This window comes from Streptomyces sp. NPDC056169, assembly GCF_042268445.1.
Lineage (GTDB): Bacteria > Actinomycetota > Actinomycetes > Streptomycetales > Streptomycetaceae > Streptomyces.
Genome location: NZ_JBHJUO010000015.1, coordinates 79,620 through 95,078 on the forward strand (window position 1 = coordinate 79,620; position 15,459 = coordinate 95,078).

At 73.1% G+C, this 15,459-nt stretch carries 15 protein-coding genes; all 15 read right to left on the bottom strand.

Translation table 11 applies throughout. From position 1 onward, the window contains the following. Positions 1–76 precede the first annotated feature (76 nt). The 15 genes from ACFC0G_RS25195 to ACFC0G_RS25265 all read right to left on the bottom strand — a co-directional run bounded on the left by ACFC0G_RS25195 (position 77) and on the right by ACFC0G_RS25265 (position 15,392). On the bottom strand, positions 77–757 hold the full coding sequence (locus ACFC0G_RS25195; protein ID WP_376406924.1) for a 4'-phosphopantetheinyl transferase family protein: 681 nt from the start codon (positions 755–757) through the stop codon (positions 77–79). Between the two features lie 156 nt (positions 758–913). Continuing rightward, positions 914–2,197 (bottom strand): MFS transporter, encoded by a 1,284-nt coding sequence (locus ACFC0G_RS25200; RefSeq protein WP_376406925.1) that lies wholly within the window; start codon positions 2,195–2,197, stop codon positions 914–916. Positions 2,198–2,232: 35 nt separating this feature from the next. Further along, positions 2,233–3,312, bottom strand: a complete 1,080-nt coding sequence (locus tag ACFC0G_RS25205; RefSeq protein ID WP_376406927.1) for a polysaccharide deacetylase family protein — start codon at positions 3,310–3,312, stop codon at positions 2,233–2,235. After that, a complete protein-coding gene (locus tag ACFC0G_RS25210) occupies positions 3,312–4,682 on the bottom strand; it encodes a condensation domain-containing protein (RefSeq protein WP_376406929.1) in 1,371 nt (456 codons plus the stop codon). The genes ACFC0G_RS25205 and ACFC0G_RS25210 overlap by 1 nt, the downstream gene beginning before the upstream one ends. 165 nt (positions 4,683–4,847) lie before the next feature. Next, complete coding sequence (locus ACFC0G_RS25215) at positions 4,848–5,684, bottom strand: hypothetical protein (RefSeq protein ID WP_376406931.1); 837 nt, start codon at positions 5,682–5,684, stop codon at positions 4,848–4,850. Beyond that, positions 5,681–5,947, bottom strand: coding sequence for an acyl carrier protein (locus ACFC0G_RS25220; protein ID WP_024755834.1), 267 nt, complete (start codon positions 5,945–5,947; stop codon positions 5,681–5,683). Before ACFC0G_RS25220 ends, ACFC0G_RS25215 begins: the two co-directional genes overlap by 4 nt. Then, on the bottom strand, positions 5,947–6,936 hold the full coding sequence (locus tag ACFC0G_RS25225; protein WP_376406933.1) for a 3-oxoacyl-[acyl-carrier-protein] synthase III C-terminal domain-containing protein: 990 nt from the start codon (positions 6,934–6,936) through the stop codon (positions 5,947–5,949). Before ACFC0G_RS25225 ends, ACFC0G_RS25220 begins: the two co-directional genes overlap by 1 nt. After that, the gene (locus tag ACFC0G_RS25230) at positions 6,936–7,760 is read right to left on the bottom strand and encodes a class I SAM-dependent methyltransferase (protein ID WP_376406935.1); all 825 of its coding nucleotides are present in this window, start codon (positions 7,758–7,760) and stop codon (positions 6,936–6,938) included. The genes ACFC0G_RS25225 and ACFC0G_RS25230 overlap by 1 nt, the downstream gene beginning before the upstream one ends. A 21-nt stretch (positions 7,761–7,781) precedes the next feature. Then, positions 7,782–8,015: a phosphopantetheine-binding protein gene (locus ACFC0G_RS25235; RefSeq protein ID WP_030219305.1), complete on the bottom strand. Its 234-nt coding sequence runs from the start codon at positions 8,013–8,015 to the stop codon at positions 7,782–7,784. Then, complete coding sequence (locus ACFC0G_RS25240; RefSeq protein WP_376406937.1) at positions 8,012–8,572, bottom strand: holo-ACP synthase; 561 nt, start codon at positions 8,570–8,572, stop codon at positions 8,012–8,014. The genes ACFC0G_RS25235 and ACFC0G_RS25240 overlap by 4 nt, the downstream gene beginning before the upstream one ends. Beyond that, positions 8,569–9,408: a hypothetical protein gene (locus ACFC0G_RS25245; protein ID WP_376406939.1), complete on the bottom strand. Its 840-nt coding sequence runs from the start codon at positions 9,406–9,408 to the stop codon at positions 8,569–8,571. The genes ACFC0G_RS25240 and ACFC0G_RS25245 overlap by 4 nt, the downstream gene beginning before the upstream one ends. Then, positions 9,405–10,277: a diiron oxygenase gene (locus tag ACFC0G_RS25250; protein ID WP_024755840.1), complete on the bottom strand. Its 873-nt coding sequence runs from the start codon at positions 10,275–10,277 to the stop codon at positions 9,405–9,407. The genes ACFC0G_RS25245 and ACFC0G_RS25250 overlap by 4 nt, the downstream gene beginning before the upstream one ends. A 163-nt stretch (positions 10,278–10,440) precedes the next feature. Further along, entirely contained in the window at positions 10,441–11,073 is a 633-nt protein-coding gene (locus ACFC0G_RS25255) for a pyridoxamine 5'-phosphate oxidase family protein (protein WP_376406941.1), read from the bottom strand. Further along, entirely contained in the window at positions 11,070–12,101 is a 1,032-nt protein-coding gene (locus tag ACFC0G_RS25260) for a LuxR C-terminal-related transcriptional regulator (protein WP_376406943.1), read from the bottom strand. Before ACFC0G_RS25260 ends, ACFC0G_RS25255 begins: the two co-directional genes overlap by 4 nt. A gap of 558 nt (positions 12,102–12,659) precedes the next feature. Beyond that, positions 12,660–15,392: a BTAD domain-containing putative transcriptional regulator gene (locus ACFC0G_RS25265; protein ID WP_376406945.1), complete on the bottom strand. Its 2,733-nt coding sequence runs from the start codon at positions 15,390–15,392 to the stop codon at positions 12,660–12,662. Between the last annotated feature and the right edge of the window lie 67 nt (positions 15,393–15,459).

A 15,459-nucleotide genomic window follows, 5' to 3' on the forward strand; every position in this document is an offset into this window, starting at 1 on the left:
TGTCGTGGCGCTCATGCTGCCCTCTCGTTCCCCGTACCGGTTGCCGGTCGCCGGTCGCTGGTGGTGTTCTACGGGCTCACGGCCCGCCACCGCCACCGCCGCCCACCTGTCGGAACACCCGCGGCCCGGTCCAGGCACAGCCGACCGGCAGCGGCCGGCCGGCGCGTGGCGCGGACCAGCGGACGCCGTCCCAGACGCCCGTCTGCTGTCCGCGTGCCACCGGCACGCTCCAGGGACGGCCGGCGAAGCCCGCGCCGACGGCCTTCACACAGGCCTCCTTGACCGTGAAGATCCACGCGAACTCGCGTCTGCGGCCGGCCTCGGGCAGGGCGGACAGCGCGTCCGCGTCCTCGGGCGAGCAGCAGAACCGCAGCAGCCGGTCGCCGACGGGGGACGGGGACTGTACGTCGACGCCGACGTCCCGGTTCCGTCCGACGGCCGCGGCGACCCAGCCGGCGGAGTGCGAGAGGCTCACCCCCAGATCGGGCCGGTCCGGCAGGAACGGCCGGCCGCCCGGGCGGGCGGCGACCGGGCCGCCCCGGAGGTCCTCGCCGAGCTCCCGCAGCAGGGCCCGCAGCAGGGTGCGGGAAGCGGTGTGCTCCAGGGCCCGCCACGGCGCCAGGTCCGCGGCGGCCGCCCGGTCCGGCGCGGCGACGGGCAGCGCGCCGAGGACGTCCTCGCTCCGGGCGACCAGGTAGTGCACGCCCTCGGCGGGCGTGTGCGGCCGCGCTCTCCACAGCGCCGCCGCCGCGCTCACCGGGCCCCCTCTCCGGCACCTCGCCGGCCGGGGCCCTCCGCGCCGGCACCTCGCCGGCCAGGGCCTCCCGTTCCGGCACCTCGCCGGCCAAGGCATCGCTTTCCGGCACCTCGCCGGCCAGGGCCCCCCGTCGGCCCCGGTCCGGTCAGGTGGTGGTCAGGCGCGGTCCGGGACACGCTGGAGGGTGCGGATCGGTCGGGCGGCCAGGAGGGCGGCCGTGGTGAGGAAGCCGACCACGACCCCCACGATGAGCACCGCGTCGGTGCCGAACGCGCCGACGGCGGGTCCGGCCAGCGCGCTGCCGATCGGGTACATGCCGACGGAGCCCGCGACCTCGTAGGCGTGGACGCGGTTGAGCACCTCGCCCGGCACCTGGGTCTGCACGCTGGTGGCCCACATGACGCCCCAGACGCCGATCCCGACGCCGACCAGGACCTGGGCGACGCAGAGCAGCCAGACCGGCCAGCCCAGCACGATGCCGAGCGGGTACAGCGGGTACGCCATCATCGCCACGGCCCCTGCGGCGAGCGGCCGTTGGGGCTTGTAGCGGATCGCGAGGAGACCGCCGGCCACGGTGCCGGCGCCCAGTGCGGCGTTGACCAGACCGAAGGCGCTCGCGCCGTGCTCGGGCACGATCACACCGGCGGCCAGCGACAGCTGCGGCCCCCAGGAGAGCACCGCGTAGAACATCCAGATGAGGATCACGCCCCAGAGCCAGCTGCGGGAGCTGAACTCCTGCCAGCCGACGGCCAGGTTGCGCCACAGGCTCTGGCCGGCCGGCGGGGCGGGGACCACGCCGAGCCGGAGCACGAACAGGCAGATCGCGCTGGTCCCGTAGGCGACGGCGGATATCACCATCACCCAGCCGGTGGACCCGAACCCGACGAGGACACCGGCGAGCGCCGGGCCGCCGAGGCCGGTGATCGCCTCGGAGGTGCGCAGGACGCCGTTGGCGCCCTGCACGTCCCGGGAGACCAGCGGAACGGTCGAGGATGCGCCCGGCTGGAACAGCGCGTTGGCCGTACCGGCCACCACCAACAGCGCGTACAGCTGCCAGAGATGGTCGATGCCGTGGATGAACAGGAGGGCCAGCAGGACGTGGGCGGTGAGGTTGGCCAGGTCCGCGATGATCATCATCCGGCGGGCGGTGAACCGGTCGGCGAGGACCCCGCCGAACAGCACCAGGCCGGCGAACGGGGCGACCAGGAAGGCCATCGAGTAGCCCGCGGTGTCCAGCCCGTACCCGCCGCTGAGCAGACCGGCCGAGACCGCGACCGGCAGCATCGCCCAGCTGAGCAGGCCCGCGCTGCGGGCGGTGAAGTAGTACCGGAAGTTACGGGACCAGATCGCCGGCTCACCTGAGGAGGGCCCGTCCTTCGTCGGCGGGGGCGCGCCCGCCGCGGTGCGGTCCGCGGTGTGATCCGCGAGGCGTTCTTCCATGACTGTTCAAACCCTTCGGTCGTTGATCGTGGTCTTCATCGGGCGGGCGGGCGCGGGCCGTCGGGTCCGGGAGGCGCGGCCAGTTCCCCCACCGTGACCAGCTCCAGGCCGCGTTCGAGCAGGCCCTCGACGATCGCCGGAAGGGCCTGCACGGTCTGGGCGCGATCGCCGGCGCCCTCGTGCATCAGCACCACCGAGCCCGGCCCCGCGGACTCCAGGACGGTCGCCGCGATCCGCTCCGGACCCGGCCTCGCCCAGTCGCGGGTGTCCACGTCCCACATCGTCAGCGTGGTCGGGTACCCCTCGAGGGCGGCCAGCACCTCAGGGCTCAGCGCGCCGTACGGCGGCCGGAACCGGGTCGGCGCCTCCTCCCCGGTCACCTTCGCCACGATCTCCGCCGTCCGGTCGAGCTGCTCGCGCAGCTGCTCGGGCGTGAGGTCGGGCAGGTAGGGGTGCGACCAGGAGTGGTTGCCCACCTCGTGGCCCGCGGCGGCGATCCGGCGCACCAGGTCGGGCAGCGCCGCGACGTGGTGGCCGACGCAGAAGAACGTCGCCCGGGCCCCGTAGCGGTCCAGGATGTCGAGGACCTGGCGGGTGTGCACCGGATCGGGTCCGTCGTCGAAGGTGAGCGCGACCCGCGGGGTGTCCCGGCTGCCGTGCTCGAAGCAGCGTCCGGCCGCCGTCAGCGCCGCCACGATCGGCTCGCCGCGCCGCACGCCGTCGAAGTACTCCTCGGCGCGGCCGGTCAGGGTGCCGCCCTCGGCGGTCACCCGGGCCAGCTCGCCGGGCGCGCTCCGGGCCCGTTCCGCCAGCTCCCGGGCCGTGACGGAGCCGAAGCCGGGCCGCGGCGGCAGCAGCCAGGGATCCGCGCGGTACACCTCGAGGCCGGCCGCCGTCATGGGGCCGTCGAGGAGGCCGTTGGTGCTGTCCAGGACGACGGCGGGTGCCCGCCCGCCGTCGAAGTCCCGGAGCCAGGCGATGAGTTCGGCGGCCTGGGCGCCGCTCCAGCCGCTCGGCTCCACCAGCCGGCGTCCCGCGCCGTCCAGGACCTCGACCTCGTACCCCTCGCCCGTCCAGGCGATTCCCGCGTACCGCTCGGGTGTCAGCGCGCCCATCAGTCCCCCAGCGCGATCGCCTCGGCGACGATCAGCCGCTCGACCCCGCGGAGGAACTGCTCCATCCCCTCACGGCTGAGCACCGCCGGGTCGGCGGTCATGGCGAGGTCCAGGGCGCCCGGGGCGGTGAGCACGTCCACGGCCACCGAGACGTTCTTGCGGGGCAGGAACTCCGTCGGCCAGCTCAGCTCGGTCCGGCCGATCAGCTCGCTCAGCGCGGCCCGCGGCTTCTCGACGGAGTCGAAGGGCCCGACGCCCGGGTCGCGGGTGTCGTTCCACCAGTACGAGTGGTCGGCCGCCTCGCCCTTCTCGACGAGCAGCGCGACCTCACGGTCCAGCGCCCACTTGTCGTACGAGGCGTGGCGGAACGCGCTGAACGCGACGGACCGCGTCCGCCGCACCGCGTCCTCGAAGTCCCGGTCGGCGTCCGTGAGCCGGAACAGGGCCTCCTGCGCGACCGTGCTGACCGCCGCGGCGGCGGCCGGCTGGAAGCGGTTGCCCACGACGACCTGGAACAGCACGTCGCTGCTCCCGGACATCCTGGCCAGCTGGTGGGAGGCCGCGCCGAGCAGCACCGCGGCGTCGCTCACCTCCAGCTCGGCCGCCACCCGTCCGACGGCGATCGCCAGCGCGGGCGAGCGCAGCAGCGCGTTGGGGAACATCCGCGTCGGATCGTCCGCGATCTCCGGCGCCGCGGGCTCCTGGAAGAGCTGCCGGGGGCCCGCGGTCAGCTGCTCGATCCAGTAGCGGCGGGCCGCCTCGTCCCGGCGGCGGCCGAGCGGCGAGGCCTGCACCTCGGCGGCGTCCAGGGGCTGGAGGGAGGGGCGTGCCTGTCGCAGCGACGCGGCGGTCTCCCCCGAGACGACCGCCTCCAGGTCGCGGAGGAGGATGCCGAGACCCCAGTAGTCCATGCCGGTGTGCGCGCCGACCAGCACGAGCCGGTGGACGAGGCCCTCGGACTCCACCAGGCCGACCCGCAGGGGCCACTCCCGGGTGTGGTCGAAGGAGCGTCCGGCGAGCTCCTTGCGCAGGTCGGCGCCGACCTCGGCGGCGCGCGCCGCCGCGCACGTACGGATCTCCACCGGAAGCTCGCCGCTGCCGTCCACGACCTGCTCCAGGCCGTCCTCGCCGTTCGCCAGGAACCGGGTGTGCAGGCTGTCGTGGAGCCGGAGCAGCTCGGTCACGTCCGCGAGGACGCGGGACGCGGGGCGGGGCGGGCTGACGGGGAGGTCGACCGGCACGTTGTACCGGGGGGCGTCGTCGCCGAGCCGGGTGACGACACCCCAGATCGCCCGCTGCCCCCAGGTCGCAGGGCCGGTCCCGGCCCTCGCGGAGTCCAGTCTGATGGTCCGGGTCTCAGCCGTGGTCATCGTGTTCCGACCTTCCCTTCGGTTGCCTTGTCCGATGTCTGTCGAGGCCGGGCCGGGCCCGGCCGAAACGCCCCTACGGGGGCGCGTACGGCCAACCGGGAGCGAGCCCGTCCACCACGGCGGGGACGTGGTGGACGAGCTCACCCCCTGGGGGCCGCGCGGGAGTCACCCCTCGCCGTGGGCGAAGAGCGCCACGTGGCTGCGGCCGGAGCGCGGGTCCGTGTCGCACAGGACGACGCGCCGGTACGTGTCCCGCCACTCCTGCCAGTGGTCGGCCAGCTCCAGCCAGAGGCTGGTGCAGTAGCTGCCGGGGGCCACCCGGCGCACGGCGGAGCGCTCCGGGAGGTCCTCGGTGACCCAGGGCCCGAGCACGAGGAGCGTGCCGTCCTCCCCGAGGTCCGCGCCCAGGGCGTCCTCGCCGAGGGCGTCCGCCGCCGAACCGGCCGAGTGCGCCCGGACGAACCGCAGGCCGGAATCGTCACCGGCCCCGGCCCCGGGGGACGCCCCCAAGACCAGCGCCGCGGCCGAGTCGATCAGCGGGGTCTCCTGGACCAGCGGGAAGGGCGTCGGCAGGGTCGTCTGTTCGAGGACCGCGAGCACGACCTCCGCGGCCCGCCCCGCGCGGTGGTACGCCGAGGCGATCCGCAGCGCGGTGAAGGGTGCGGCCAGACCCTGCTCGGCGATCGCGAAGTTGGCCGCCCGGCCGCCGAGGCGACCGGTCAGGTGCGGCGCGACCGCCGTGAACGGCACCACGTCCGGAAGGGCGTGGGTGACGATCAGCAGCTCCGGGCGGCTCCGGCCGACGCCCTCGTCGGCGACGAGCAGGTCCGCGAGGTCCCGGTGGTAGACGTGCGCACCCCGGTTCAGCAGCTCCTCGTCCGGCTTCTCCCCGAAGGGGGTGAGCAGGTCGCGGTAGTAGTCGAGCGCGGCCGGGCGGTCGGCCGGCGCCCGGCCCCGCGGCGAGCGCACCGCCGCGGCGGCCCGGACGGCGAGTCCGCTCATGACGTCCCCTCTGCTTCGCGGAGTGCGGCCTCGACGTAGTCGGCGAAGGACCGCATGGTCCGCAGGTGGTCGATGTCGAGCTCGTCCGGGTCGACCGCGATCCCGGTCGCCTCCTCGACGGTCATCAGGAGACCCAGGACGGCGATGGATTCGAGCTGGAGCTCGTCGAAGAGCGCGGTCTCCTCCGTGAGGCCGCTGATCGGCCGCTCCAGGACCTCGCTGAGCGCCTTCTCGATGACGAGCAGGATTTCCTGACGGTTCATCACTTCTCGCCCCCCGCGCGGTGGGTGATCACCATCGCGCCGAAGGTGGCGCCCAGGCCGACGGAGACAAGCAGGTAGTGGGCGCCGTCCACGAGACGGCCGGCGTCCCGCAGGGTGGTGTAGTTGACGAAGACGTCCGACGCGAAGGTGTGGCTGTAGCGCGGGACGTTGTCCAGGAACACCTTCTCCGGAGCCACCCCCAGCTCCTTGATGGTCTGCCGCCACGCCAGCTTGTTGACGTTGTGCGGGATCACCAGGTCGACGTCGTCGAGGGTCAGTCCCGCCTCCGTCAGGGCCTGGTGGATGACCTCGGAGATCCGCTTGCCGTACTGCTCGCCGAACTCGGTGTTCTGCTCGGCGGTCAGCTCCAGCCACTGCGCGTACTCGCCCAGCGTCCGGGTGGCGAAGGAGCGGACGACATCGCCCTCCCCGTCCAGGGTGATCAGACAGGAGGCGGCGGCGTCGGCCATGATCGAGGTGTTGGGGACGAGCTGGACCATCGGCGAGTACGCCTGCTCACCGGTGACCATCAGGGCGTACGCGCCCTCGGCGCCCTCCGCCCGCAGCAGCTCGCCGAGCACCTCGATGGCGCCGAGGCTGCTGACGCAGGCCTGGTGACTGAGGCCGAAGGCCTCGGTGCCGGCGAGACCGAGGTCGTCGCTGACCACCTGGGCCATGTCCACGTCGGCCGGGGCCACGGCCTGGGTGACGTGGGCGTAGGCCAGGTAGTCCACCCTGCCGCCCTCCGGCAGGGCGGCCAGGGCGCCCTGCGCGGCGGGCCGCAGGAGGTCGAGCAGCGGGAGCTCGGGGTCGAAGCGGAGCGTGTCCAGGCCGTAGAACTTCCGGAACACCCCGAGTTCGGCCCGGCGCAGCCCCAGCCGCTCGCCCAGCTCCTCGATCCGCACGCTGCGCTCGGGCAGGTACGACTCGATCCGCTCCAGGGTGATCAGGCGGTCCGCGGCCGGGGTGGCCGTGGTCGGCTGACCCATCAGGCCGTCGCTATCTCGGCGCGGATCAGCCACAGCCGGTTCGCACCGCGGCGGTCCCTCGGCTGGACCTCGTACGGCCAGCGGCCCTCGCCGGCGCCGGGCTGGCCCGGCTCGCGCAGGTCGGTGGTCTTCCAGCCGTTCGCCGTGAGGAACTCCTCGGGCTCGTCGCTGCCGAAGATCCACGGCGTGCCGTCGGCGGCGAGGGTGTCCAGCCAGCGCTTCGAGAACGGGCTGCGCAGCAGGGCGCGGCCGAGGATGTCGAAGGCCAGGTGGCTGCCGGGCGCCGAGGCGGAGGCGAGCAGCTGGAGCAGCCCGGCGGCCTGCTCCTCGGTGAGGAAGAAGGTCAGCGCCTCGGCGACCCACAGGGTCGGGCGGTTGCGGTCGAAGCCGGCGGCCTCCAGGTCGGGCAGCCACTCCTTGGTGAGGTCGGCGGAGACCTCGCGCCGGTCGGTGCGCGGCGTGGCCCCGAGGGCGTCGAGCCGGCGGCGCTTCTCGGCGATCAGCAGGGCGTGGTCGACCTCGTAGAGCTCGGTGCCCTCGGGCCAGTCGAGGCGGAACGCCCGGGTGTCCATGCCCGCCGCGATCAGCACGACCTGCTGGATCCCGCCCTCGGCGAGGACGTCGCGGATGGCGTCGTCCAGGAACCGGGTCCGGATGGAGATGAACGGCAGCAGACCGCCGCCGGCGTAGCGCTCGATCAGTTCGAAGCCCCTGGGCGCGGCCAGGTCCTTGGCCAGCGGGTCGACGAACAGCGCGTCCTCCCGCTCGGACTCCTGCGCGCGGGCCGCGGCCATCCACTGTGCGGTGTACGAGACTGCATCCATGGTGAAGATCCCTCCTCGGGATCAGGCGAAGAACGCCTTCTCGATGGTCGCGAGGGTCTGGAAGTCCTCGATGTCGATGTTGTCGAAGTCGATCTCGACGCCCGCGGCGTCCTCGATGGTGTAGACGAGCTCGACGAAGGCGAGCGAGTCGACGAGCCGGCTCTCGATGAGGTCGACGTCGGAGGCGAGCTCGGTGCGCTCGGGGTGACGGCCGAGGATCCAGTCCCGGACCTTGTCGATACCTGCGGAACTCATGGCATTCCCTTCGGAGTCGCTGACTGCTGCGAGATGGGGTGGTCGGGAGAGAGGGAGTGGGCGTGCGCGAGGGGCTCGACGCGCGGGCGGGCCTGATCACGCGAGACGGGCTCGTCGCGCGGGCGGGCCTGATCACGCGAGACGGGCTCGACGTGCGAGCGAGGGTGATCGAGCACGGTGGAGGAGGCCGCGACGGCGATGGCGAAGCCGGCGTCGTGGCTGATGCTGACGTCGATCGGGCCGAGTCCGGCATCCCGGGCCAACTCGGCGGCCCTGCCGGAGAGTCGGATCCCGGGCCGGCCGCCGGGGCCGCGCAGGACCTCGATGCCCTGCCAGGGAACCGGCCGCCCCACGGCGCCGAGGAGCTTGAAGACGGCCTCCTTGGCGGCCAGCCTTCCCGCGATCCTGGCCTGGTCGGGCGCTCCGTCCGGGGTCCGGGAGACGCTCAGCTCCTCGGCGGAGAGGTACCGCCTGAGCAGCGGCCCGATGCCGGGATCGAGGAGCTCGCGGACCCGGGCGAACGGCACGAGGTCGACGCCGATCAGCGGCTGGGTCACGACGACGGCGCGGCGACGGCGCGCACGGCGGCCAGCGCGGCGTCGAGGTCTTCCTCGAAGTGCTCGGTCAGGACGGCGATCCAGCGCTCGAGCCCGAAGGCCACGCAGGAGGTGTAGGCGTGCTCGCCGGACTCCAGCCGGATGTCGCAGCGCTCGCCGAAGAAGTTGCGGTGGGTGTTGACGGAGGCGATCGCCAGGTCGCCGTACTGGAACTCGTACTTGACCGGGCTGAGCTTCTGCATCAGGGCGCGGCCGTTGTCGTTGCGGAAGAACGGGTCTCCCGCCGGCACCTTGCCCAGGTCGATGCCGAGCGCGCCGACGAAGGCCTGGATCCGCTCGGTGAAGCGGGCGATGACCTGCTGGGTGTGGTCGAAGGTGCCGAGCGCGACGATCTCGCGCATCTGGAAGCTGGCGAGGCGGCGCAGCCCGCCGTAGTGGTCCTCGTTGCGGAAGCAGCGGTTGACCAGGGTCACCAGGGAGTCGTCGGCGACCCGGTCGCCCTCGTGGAAGAGGTACGCGCCGTAGCAGGTGGCGTGCGGCAGCCCGTACCGCGCCTCGGTGACGGCGCCGGGGCCGAACTTCCCCTCCACCGGCTTGTGCTGATCGTCGTTCAGATCGAGCGAGCCGGCCACCCAGGCGAGCTGGGGGAAGTTGGTGTAGACGTCGAACTTCTCCAGGTCGGTCACCGGGAAGAGCGGCGGGGCGCTGATCTCCTCGGCGCCGGCCGTGACTCCCCAGCCGGCGAAGATCCCGTCGAGCTCCTTGACGAGCCGGGTGGCCTGCGGGCCGAGGATGGCGAGTGCGGGTGCGCCGTCGCTCCCGGTCAGGCGGTTCATCGGATGAGTCCCGTCTTCTCGAGGTACTTGGCGGTCTTGCGGAAGGTGCGCAGCTCGGCCTCGGCGCGGGCCGGCGACTCCATCAGGGACCGGCGCAGCTCGTGCGGGTTCTCCAGGCCGGCGTCGCGGTAGACCTGCGGGTGGTAGAGCGAGTCGAAGCTGTGCTTCAGGTAGCGGCGCAGATAGGTGGAGATCTCGTCCAGTTCCTGCTCGGTGGCGGTCTCCTTGAGGTCCTGGTGGAGCAGGCTGACCAGTTCGCGGCCGAAGGCGATGTGCCGGGACTCGTCCTGGTGGTGGATCCGGTTGATGCCGCGGATCGTCTCGTGCAGCCGCTCGTCCTCGGCCATCGCCGAGTTGAAGTGGTCGACCAGCTCCTCGAAGATCAGGATGCGGGTGAACACCAGCAGGCTCTGGATCTTGGCCGAGGAGCCGGCCACCTCCGCGCCGCCGGCGGGCTGCTTGTAGATCTTCCCGCCGTAGCGGAGGCAGAATTCGGCAAAGAACCACATGTGCTCGTTCTCTTCGCCGATGAAGTGGTGGAAGAACTCCGAAGGCGTTTCAAAACCGGCGGTGTGAATCCGGGCGACCACTTCGATGAGCAGTTCCCGGATGCCGTGCACATTGAGGCTGTAGAAATTGATGCTCTCGTGCTTGGAAAGCGTGTGGAGCTGCTGCGGAGTGAGTTTCTCAGCCCATTCCGTCCCGTACGTGGTGGTGAGCTCGGGGCTCATCCACCACATGTCCTCGGGCAGTCGGTCCGGCCACTCGAACAGCCGGTACGGGTTGTAGTAGTCATCGATCGACTTCGTGGCGAGCCGGTCCAGGATTCCCCGGAACCGGTCGTTTCGGTCGATCACTTCGCTGACCATCGCGCGATGTCTCCGTTCGCTTCGAGGGCTCTTTGCTGAATCCAGAATGGGATTCCGACGGGTGTTCCCTCAAGGACCGAAACCGGCTGCCGAATTCGGTCAGCGGGCCGGGCCGCCGGCGGGCATGCCGGTCAGCGGGCCGGTCCGTCACCGGGCATGCCGGTCATCGGGCCGGCCGGTCCGCCAGTTCCGCGCGCAGGGCGGCGTTCTCCTGCTCCAGCCGTGCGAGACGCTCACGGACCGGTGCCAGGGCTTCGGAGACCTCGCGCTGGCTGAAGCGCGGGGTGATGTGGTTGGGGCAGTTCCAGGCGAAGGCCTCGACCCGGATGGTGACGAGCTGTTCGACGGTGCCGTCGGTACGCGGCGAGTCCAGGCGCTCGACGAGCGCGGGGTTCTCACCGGCCGAGACGGCGGTCGCGCGGCCGTACACCTTGAGGCGGGTCTGCCGGGCGTGGTCGATGAAGAAGAGCGCGACCCGGTCGTTGCCGCGCACGTTGCCGGTGGTGATGTACTGCCGGTTGCCCCGGACGTCCAGATACCCCAGGGTGTGCTCGTCCAGGACGTGCACGAACCCCGGCGGACCGCCCCGGAACTGGATGTACGGCCAGCCGGTCTCGCCCACGCTGGCGAACAGGAAGCCGTCGAGGCTCCGGATGAACTCGACCTCGGCGCCGGTGAGCGGATCGGCCTCCCCGACCGGCTCCCGCAGACGGCGGTCGGTCGCCGTGGCGCTGCCCATCTCCTCCTGGACCCGGCGCACCGACGGGGTGTACGCGAGTCGGTCGTAGCGGCTCATGCGGCACCCCGCAGGGCCAGGTCGACCAGGCCGGTACGGGCGGCCAGCACGCCGGCCTGGAAGCGGCTGGAGGCCGACAGGTCCTGCATGATCGTGGCGACATGGCGGCGGAGGGTCCGTTCGGACATGCCGACCCGGCGCGCGATCACCTCGTCCTTGGCCCCGGAGGCCAGCAGGTCGAGCAGGGTCGCCTTGAGGTCCCCCATCGTCCCGGCGTAGCCGGCCGCGCCGGAGTCGAAGTCGAACGCGGACTCCCAGACCCGGGCGTGCAGTCCGGCCAGGAAGGCCGCGACGGCGCCGTCGTAGACGACGGCGATCGCGTCGCCCTCGCCGGCCGGGATGAACGCCGTCTTCCGGTCGAAGACCAGGAAGCGGTCGGGCACCTCGTTGGCCGTGCGCACCTGCCCGCCCGCGGGCAGGAGTTCGCCGAGGTGCGCGCGGGTGTCGGAGTCGCCGCGGGCGGTGTGGGGGTAGAGGATCCGTCCCTGCGCCCCGCGTCGTACGGCTTCCAGGACCAGCGGACGGGCCAGCCGGAACTCGGGGGTCTCGCGGGCCACACAGGGCTGCATCACGAGGACCTCGGCGGTGCAGCCCTGGGCGGCCTCCAGGAGACGCAGCTCGATCTCCTCCCGGTCGTCGGTGATCACCACGGGCTCGGCGCGACGGGTCCTGGCCTGCTTCTGGAAGGCCGCCACGAAGGAGTTCAACTGCCCCTTGAATCCTTCGAGTCGGTCGCGGCTGTCGAGGATCTCCCGCTCCAGGGGGATCAGCAGCTCCATCTGGGCGGCCTCCGGGCTGACCGCGACCAGCCGGTCCGCGTCGCCCTCCGACGGCTTGACCAGACGTAATTCACGCAGCACGCCGACCGCCTGCTCGGCGTGCTGCCGCGGGACGCCGAGCTCTTCGGCGATCCCGGACGGACTGAAGTCGGCACGTCCGATGGTGCGTTCGTAGAACGCGACCACGAACTCGTTCACCTCGGCTGCGCGCCGGGCTTCCTGACGTGGGGTCTGTGCCGGGGATTCCATCGTCACCTTTCTGAACGCGCGGATGGTGCGGGCTGTGGGCATGACCGAAAGGAGAGGGTCCCGGAACGCGCTGGGCACGGGTGGCCGCGGAGGCCAACGTGAGCTGTGGCAACGTGTCACCTCATGAATCGGCACGGGGAACGGCCTTCCGGTGCGGCCACCGTACGGTTCCGGCCTGGGCGGGCTCCTACAGCCGGACCAGAGGAACGGAGGCCCCCGGAAGGCCGCGCGCACCGGTGCTGACCTACGGTTCTGCCGGTCGCGGGCGAGCGACCCCCGGGTAACCGGCAGAACCGGGGCAACTGCCGGAGTCCTGGTCCTGCCGCCGGAAGCGGACGGGGACGGGACGGGGACCTGACCGGGACCGGACGGGGACCGGACCGGACGGGGACCGGACCGGACGGGGACCGGACCGGACGGGGACCGGACCGGCCCGGACCGAGCCACACCAGGACCGAACCGAGCCGCACCAGGACCGAACCCGCACCGACCCCGCACCGGACCGGACCGCACCGGACCGACCGACCGACGTTCAGCACACCGACCGGAGCCGGGCGGTCAGCCGAGCGGGCCCCCGTCCGTCTCCGCCCCGGTGCCGCAGCGGGTGAGTTCACGGGCCCGGGAGAGGTGGTCGCAGGCCGGCCGCACCGCGCCGTCGCTCTGGTGGGCGGCGCCGATGCGGCGCAGAGCGAGCGCCTGCCCCTCGGGCCAGTCGGCCTGCCGCGCGAGCTCCAGCGCACTGCAGAACAGCTCCATGGCCTGCGCGTTGTTGGCCAGGACCCAGTGGCATTCGGCGCGCCGCAACTGGGCGGCGGCCTGGGCCCGCAGCTCGCCGTCGGCGACGGCGGCGAACAGGCTGGCGGTCGCGACCTTGAGGCAGTCGCCCGTGTACATCCCCACCGACAGATAGTCGTGCAGGCTCTCCGCCAGCCGCCAGGCGATGGCGGTGAAGCCGACGCCGGAGGCCTGGAGGACGGCGCCGGCCAGGTTCTCCCGCTCGCTGTCCAGCCACTCCGAGGCCTGCCCCCGGTCCGCGAAGACGAGCGCGCCCGCGGGCGCCGTGGCGGCGGACGGCTCCATGACCGACTCCGCCGCCTCCGCCGGGTACAGCAGCCGGGCGGCCGCGTCCGTGTGGTGGAGGTACCAGTCGAAGAGCCGCTGCCGGGCGGCGTGCGCCTCGTCCCGGCTGACCAGCTCGCGGCCGTAGGAGCGCAGCAGGTCGTGCAGCCCGAACCGGCCGGGGGCCCGTTCCCGTACGAGATGGGCGTTGGTCAGGCTGACGAGCAGTCCGGCCGCCGCGGCCGGGGTGGCGTCCGTGAGCGCCGCGGCGCCGGCGACGGTGACGTCGGGGCCGGGTATCAGGCTGAGGAGGCGGAACATCCGCTGGGCCGCGGCGGGGAGTTCGCGGTACGAGAGGTCGAAGGCGGCCCGCACCGTGGAGCGCCGGTCCCCTTCGATGCGCAGCCGGCTGAGCATGTCGTCGCCGGCTAACTCGGCGCAGTAGTCGGCGATGCCGGCGTCGCGGGCGAGGAGGTTGGCGCCGGCGATCCGGATGGCCAGCGGCAGGCCGCCGCAGACCCGTACGAGCCTGCGGGCCGCTTCCTCCTCGGCCGCGACCCGGCTCTCGCCGATGGTGCTGCCGAGGAGCTGCCGGGCCTCGTCGGGATCGAGGACGTCGAGGACGAGCTGGCGGGCGCCGTCGCTGGCGACGAGACCGGCGAGCCGGCTGCGGCTGGTGATGACCACCGCGCAGCCCTGGGCGCCGGGGATGAGCGGTCTGACCTGCTCGGCGTCGCGCGCGTTGTCCAGGACGATCAGCATCTGCTTGTCGGCGAGCAGCGTGCGGTACAGCGCGGCGGCCTCGTCCTCGTCGGCGGGCAGCTGGTCGGGCGGGGCGCCCAGGGCGCGGAGGAACTGCGCCAGGACGTCGCCGGGGCGCATGGTCGGGAGCGGGGAGTGGCCGCGCAGGTCGACGAAGAGCTGCCCGTCCTCGAAGTGTTCGCGCCGCGCGTGCGCCCAGTGCTTGGCGAGGGCCGTCTTGCCGACGCCGGGCGCGCCGACGACCGCCACCATGTGCGTGCGTCTGGCCGGGTCGGGCGAGACGAGGGCGTCCAGCTCCCGCATCTGCCGCCGCCGTCCGACGTACGAGCCGGCCCGGGCGGGCAGTTGGGCCGGGAGGGGGCCGGCGGGGGGCGTGCGGTCGGGCGGCGGCGCGGGGCGGTCGGGGCGGCGGAGCGCGTGGGGCAGTTGCTGGCGCAGCACGCGCAGCTGTGCGTCGCGGACCTCCGCGCTGGGCGCGATGCCCAGTTCCTCGTCGAGCCGGTCGCGGAGCCGGTTGAACACGTTGAGGGCGGCGGCCTGTTCGCCGCAGCTGGCGAGGGTGAGGATGAGCCGGGCGTGCAGACCCTCGTGCAGGGGCTCGGCGTTCACCATGTCCCAGAGCACCGGGACGGTCTCCTCGGGCCGGCCGAGGAGCAGCGCCGTATCCGCGTGCAGGAGCACGGCCGTGACCCGCCGCTCGTTGGCGACGACGGCGGCGGGGTGCTGGCGCAGCACCGGGTCCGCGTCGGCGAGCACGGGTCCGCGCCACCACTGCAGGGCCTGCGTCAGCGACTCGTACGCGGCCGCGGGGTCGCGGGAGCGGAGCAGGCGCTTCGCCCGGGTGAGGAGTTCGTCGAAGTGGCCGAGGTCGATCTGGTTCCGGGCGGCCTCAAGGAGGTAGCCGGTGGGCGTCCGGACGACGGTCGGCGGCGGGACGGTCCGCAGCGCGCCCTGTTCGAGGAGGCGGCGGACCTGGCTGACGTAGGTGTGGACGAGGCTCTGGTGGGAGCTGGGCGGCCCGGACGGCCAGAGGGTGTCGGTGATCTCCTGCTGGGTGGAGGGCTCGGGGTGCTTGAGCGCGAGGAGTCCGAGCAGGCGGCGCAGCATGGGGCTGGTGACGGGGACGGGGGTCTGGCCGCGCTGGAGGGAGAGCGGGCCGAGGATCAGCAGGCGCGGCCGGACGGCGTCGCGCGGCGGCCCGGTGCGGGCGGCGGTCAGCAGGTCCGTCATCTCGCCGACGGTCAGCCCGAGCGCCTCGGCCAGCCGCTGGAGGGTGCGCGACTGGGGCCGCCGGACCCGGCCGCGCTCGATGTCGCGCAGCGCCCTGGTACTGATCCCGGCCCGCGCCGCGGCCACTTCCTGACTCAGTCCGGCCCGTCTGCGGAACGACTGGAGCCGTGCGCCGAACGGCCCCGCCTCGCCTGCCGGACCTCCCCGGGGAAGCCCCGTGGCCGCCGTCCTCTCTGACATGGCATCCCCCTCATCCGATGACCGCGACCTGTCGATCATGACCGGGGCGGCGTTGCGGGCGTGCGTG